4 protein-coding genes are annotated in these 4,876 nt (G+C 35.6%); 2 read left to right on the top strand and 2 right to left on the bottom strand.

The window, feature by feature from the left end; translation table 11 throughout:
• Positions 1-6 precede the first annotated feature (6 nt).
• Together TJ68_RS01565 and TJ68_RS01560 are read right to left on the bottom strand one after the other, a co-directional pair.
• Positions 7-1,407 carry a YfcC family protein gene (locus TJ68_RS01565; protein WP_040928367.1) on the bottom strand — a complete coding sequence of 467 codons (1,401 nt, stop codon included), beginning with the start codon at positions 1,405-1,407 and terminating at the stop codon, positions 7-9.
• A gap of 126 nt (positions 1,408-1,533) precedes the next feature.
• On the bottom strand, positions 1,534-2,496 hold the full coding sequence (locus TJ68_RS01560) for a 4-hydroxy-3-methylbut-2-enyl diphosphate reductase (protein ID WP_040928366.1): 963 nt from the start codon (positions 2,494-2,496) through the stop codon (positions 1,534-1,536).
• 126 nt (positions 2,497-2,622) lie between these two features.
• Between TJ68_RS01560 and TJ68_RS01555 the strand changes: the two genes are divergently transcribed.
• Together TJ68_RS01555 and TJ68_RS01550 are read left to right on the top strand one after the other, a co-directional pair.
• Complete coding sequence (locus TJ68_RS01555; protein ID WP_040928365.1) at positions 2,623-3,942, top strand: DEAD/DEAH box helicase; 1,320 nt, start codon at positions 2,623-2,625, stop codon at positions 3,940-3,942.
• Between the two features lie 6 nt (positions 3,943-3,948).
• The gene (locus TJ68_RS01550) at positions 3,949-4,848 is read left to right on the top strand and encodes a deoxyribonuclease IV (protein ID WP_040928364.1); all 900 of its coding nucleotides are present in this window, start codon (positions 3,949-3,951) and stop codon (positions 4,846-4,848) included.
• Positions 4,849-4,876 lie beyond the last annotated feature (28 nt).

The following is a 4,876-nucleotide window of genomic DNA, read 5'->3' as shown; positions in this document are numbered from 1 at the left end:
TTGTTATTACATTGGACCGTAGTTGATGAAGTACGCGATGACGAGTAATATCGCACCGATTGTGTACCAAATAATTAGTAACGGCCAAATGAATTTGATCCAGTCTGTATATTTAATTTTTGCAATTGCTAATGCTGCCATGAAGTATCCTGATGTTGGGTAGAAAATGTTTGAGAAACCGTCACCAAATAGGAATGCTAGTACGGCAGTTTGTCGTGTCATTTCCGTTAAGTCGACGATTCCGATAATAATTGGCATCGTCGCAGCTGCTTGTCCACTTCCTGAAGGGATTAAGAAGTTAATTAACCCTTGCACAACCATCATTGCAACTGGAATTATTGATTCAGGTAAAAGTACTACGATTTTACTTAATCCGTATACAATTGTGTCCATAATCATACCATCTGCTAAAACGACAGAAATTGCTCTCGCAACCCCAACGATGAACGCTCCGAGTAGGATCATACGCATACCATCGTTCATATATTCAGCTATTTTAGATGGTGTTAATCCTGCAATTAGACCGATTAAAATACCACTAAAGATATAGAAACCACCTAATTCTATGAAGTACCATTTATATTGGAAAATCATAAATGCCATTAAAACGAGTAAAACAATTAATACGAATGTTGCAATAACTGTTCTTGTCTCTGATTTTGGATATTCGACTTCTTCTTTTACAAATTCACTATTGTCAACGTTATCTGTAACAAGTGAAGCCTCTGGATTTTTTTGTACTTTTTTAATATAACGACTGACAAAGATAATACCAACAGTGAGCATAATTACTAATGCAATTGCACGGTACCATAGACCAGAGAATAATGGAAGCTCAGCAATCGTATGTGCTGTACCAACGTTTGCAGCAGTTGTTAAACCACAAGCAAATCCAACGACAGTTGATATTAATATAATTGCTGTTGATGCAATACGGTCATACCCAAATTTTAAAAATAGGGGTAGTAATGCTGGTAAGAAAATTAGTGACGCTTCAATCATTCCTGTCATCGCAACGAATAGTGCGAGAACAAATGAAATTACAGGAATGATAAGTAATCCTTTGTTGCCAAATGTTTTAATTAAGAAGTTTAAAATAACATCGATAATTCCTGCTTTTTCAATGACACCAAACATCGCACCAATTGCTAAAATACCGAATATGATAATAATAGTTTCTTGAATTCCTCTTGGAATCGCTGTCATAAATTCCATGAAAGTTACCGGTGTTTGGTCGATATAGTGGAACGTGTCTGCAATGATTACGTTAATTCCATTTACTTCTTCACGGTCAAATGTACCTGCTGGAATAATGTAAGAAGCTATTTGTGCAAGCAAGATAATAAGAAATAGAATAACGTAAATGTGTGGCATTTGAAACTTTTGTTTCTTTTCTTGTTTCTCCATAAATTCACCTCGTTAGTTAATGATGGTTATAATTATACAGAAATAGTGTTGAATAATGCAATGTTTAATTCGAGTTCATCTGTTCAATAAAAATAAAATACGGCTGTATCAATACAGCCGTATGAGTTAGTCTAGTATCTCTACTGGTTTTGGATTTTTAATATTTGGTAATATTTTCTCTCTAGGTACCGTAGAAATTGGTTCAACTACATTTTCTTTATCGTAATTTGATAAGTAGTCAATCACTTCTTTTACGATTTGAGTTGGTGTTGAAGCTCCTGCAGTAATGGCAACTGTTTCAACCCCATCTAACCACTCAAGTTTTAAATCAGAAAGAGATGAAATACGATACGCATTCGTATGTGCGATTTCTTTTGATACTTGAGCGAGTCGGTTAGAGTTATTACTTTTCGGATCTCCAACGACGATTAAAAGATCAGCGTCTTTTGCTTGTTCAGCAACTGCTTCTTGACGGACTTGTGTTGCCATACATATTTCTCTATGAACTTCGATATGTGGGAATGCTTCTTTTAACGCATTCATAATATGCTCAACATCCCACTGACTCATCGTCGTTTGGTTCGTAACAATCAGTTTTTTATCATGTAAACGATCTGGAAGTAGTTGAATATCTTCAATCGTTTCGATTAAGTGGACTTCTTCTGGTGCAACACCGACTGCACCTTCTGGTTCTGGATGTCCTTTTTTACCGATATATATCACTTCGTAACCTTCTTTTGTTTTGTTCGAAATTAAATCATGGGTAAATTGAACATCTGGACACGTCGCATCAATACACGTTAGTCCCTTTTCTTTTGCGCGTCTTTTTACTTCTGGTGACACACCGTGTGCAGTAAAGATTACCGTTCCTTCTTCGATTTGTTCTAATATTTCTAAGCGATTCTCACCATCTAATGTGATAATCCCTTCATTTTTAAATGCATCAGTCACATGTTTATTGTGAACGATCATCCCTAATATATAAATCGGTCTCGGTAAAGTCTTATCGAGAGATGCATTTTTGGCAATAACCATCGCATCGACGACACCGTAACAATATCCACGTGGTGAAATTTTAATTATATCCATTCAGATGCCTCCTCTTCATTGATTATATATCATTATTAATTGAATTCAAATGAATCACTAGTGGTATCTTAAAAGTCTATGTTCATGTATAATATAGTGCGAGTTAAAATAGAAATAGGTGAGAATATGAACGCATTCAAAAGATTTAATTTTAAAGAAGGTATGCTTGAAGCAATTGATAATATTCATTTCACTCATCCGACTCTCGTTCAAGAAAGAGTCATTCCAAGAATTTTAAAAGGAAGTAATGTTATCGTTCAAAGCTCAACAGGTAGTGGTAAAAGCCATGCGTTTTTATTACCGATTATTAATAACATTCAAGTGGATGAAAAGAAAGTACAGTCAATTATAGTCGCGCCAACTAGGGAGTTAGCACGCCAGCTTTATAATATGACAACGGATATATTAGAATCTTTCCCTGAAATTGAAGCGAAATTATTTATCGGTGGTAAAGATTTCGAAAGAGATAAAACACGTGCTGAGAATAGTCCGCATATTGCGATTGGTACTCCGAATAGATTAATAGAGCTCATTCATTCATCGAGTTTAAAAGTGTCAGAAGCAAAGTCAATCGTCATTGATGAAGCAGATTTAAGTATTGATTTAGGGTTTTTAGAAACGATTGACCAAATTTCTAATGCGATGGATCCGTCGGCACAATTTTTAGTGTTTTCAGCGACAATTCCAAATGAGTTACGTCACTTTTTACAAAAGTATTTAACGCATACTGAAGTGTTAGAAATTGACAATACACGTCAAAAAACTAATATCCATTACAGTCTAATTCCAGTTCGTAGTAAAGATAAAAACAATAAAGTATTAGAATTGACACAATCTATTACACCGTATTTAGGTTTTATTTTCGCAAATACACGCGAACGTGCAGATGAGTTATATGAATTTCTTGTAGAAAATGGGGTAAACGTTGGTTTATTCCACGGTGGTTTAAAACCGAGAGAACGCAAGCAGATGATTCAGCAAATCCATAATCTAGATTATCATTACGTTGTAGCCAGTGATTTAGCTGCACGTGGTTTAGATTTTGACGGAGCGTCCCACGTTATTAACTACGATATCCCTAGAGAAATTGAATTCTTCACACATAGAGTAGGTCGTGTTGGTCGAGGAGAGTATACAGGTGTTGCAATAACACTGTATGATCCAAACGAAGAAGACTTAATCGATCAAATTGAAGAAAAAGGATTCACATTTGAACATGAGGACTTAATTAACGGTCAACTTAAACCGATTAAAAAGCGAAACAAACGTGATACGAGACGTCGTAAAGAAGTTCGCTTAGATGAGGATGTTTCATATAAGGTACGTAAACCAAAAAAAGTAAAACCAGGTTATAAAAAGAAAATGAAGCAACAACTCGAACAACTTAAAAAAGACAAGCGTAAACAATATGCGCAAAATCAAAAAAGAAGAAATAAAAAGAGGTAAGATAATATGTTAATCGGATCACACGTACCGATGAATGGTAAAAAAATGTTAGAAGGCGCAGTTGAAACTGCACATTCTTACGGTGAAAATACATTTATGATTTATACAGGGGCACCACAAAACACGAGAAGAAAACCGATTGAAGAGTTAAATATCGAAAGAGGACAAGAACTCATTAAAGCGTACGGTATGAAAGACATCGTTGTACACGCACCATATATCATAAACATCGCAAACACTACACGTGAAGGCGTGTTTGATTTAGGTGTGGAGTTTTTAATTAATGAAATCGCGCGTACAGAAGCAATTGGTTCAAAGCAAATTGTACTTCACCCTGGAGCACACGTTGGGGCGGGTGTAGACGCTGGAATAGAATCAATTATTAAAGGTTTAAACATCGTCTTAGAAGAAAAACACGACGTACAAATCGCTTTAGAGACGATGGCAGGTAAAGGATCAGAAATCGGTCGTAACTTTGAAGAAATCGCGCGTATAATTGACGGAGTCACTCACAACGAACGTTTAAGTGTTACGTTTGATACGTGTCACGTTCACGACTCAGGATATGACATTAAAAATGACTTTGACGGTGTTCTAAACGAATTTGATAAAACAATCGGAGTCGATCGTATTAAAGTCGTCCACGTGAACGATTCTAAAAACGAAGTCGGCGCGAAAAAAGACCGTCATGAAAACTATGGTTTCGGTCATATCGGTTTTGACGCACTACAATATATCGTCAATCACGAAACGTTTAAAGATTTACCGAAAATTTTAGAAACACCATTTGTCGGTTTAGATAAAAAAGATAAACAACCTCCTTATAAGTATGAAATTGAAATGATTAAAAATGGTGTGTTTGATCCACAACTACTAGAAAAAATAAATCCAAATATAAATGCATAGTTTAAAACGAGCACTGTTACAGTGCTCG

Origin of the sequence: Nosocomiicoccus massiliensis (genome assembly GCF_000438455.1) — a bacterium.
GTDB lineage: Bacteria > Bacillota > Bacilli > Staphylococcales > Salinicoccaceae > Nosocomiicoccus > Nosocomiicoccus massiliensis.
Note: the sequence above shows the minus strand (reverse complement) of the source record. Positions and strands in the feature narration are given on the sequence as shown.

What these genes read in the sequence shown, in the direction of transcription:
- TJ68_RS01560 (WP_040928366.1), bottom strand. Translation starts at nt 2,496, where the DNA reads ATGGATATAATTAAAATTTCACCACGTGGATATTGTTACGGTGTCGTC.
- TJ68_RS01550 (WP_040928364.1), top strand. Translation starts at nt 3,949, where the DNA reads ATGTTAATCGGATCACACGTACCGATGAATGGTAAAAAAATGTTAGAA.
- TJ68_RS01565 (WP_040928367.1), bottom strand. Translation starts at nt 1,407, where the DNA reads ATGGAGAAACAAGAAAAGAAACAAAAGTTTCAAATGCCACACATTTAC.
- TJ68_RS01555 (WP_040928365.1), top strand. Translation starts at nt 2,623, where the DNA reads ATGAACGCATTCAAAAGATTTAATTTTAAAGAAGGTATGCTTGAAGCA.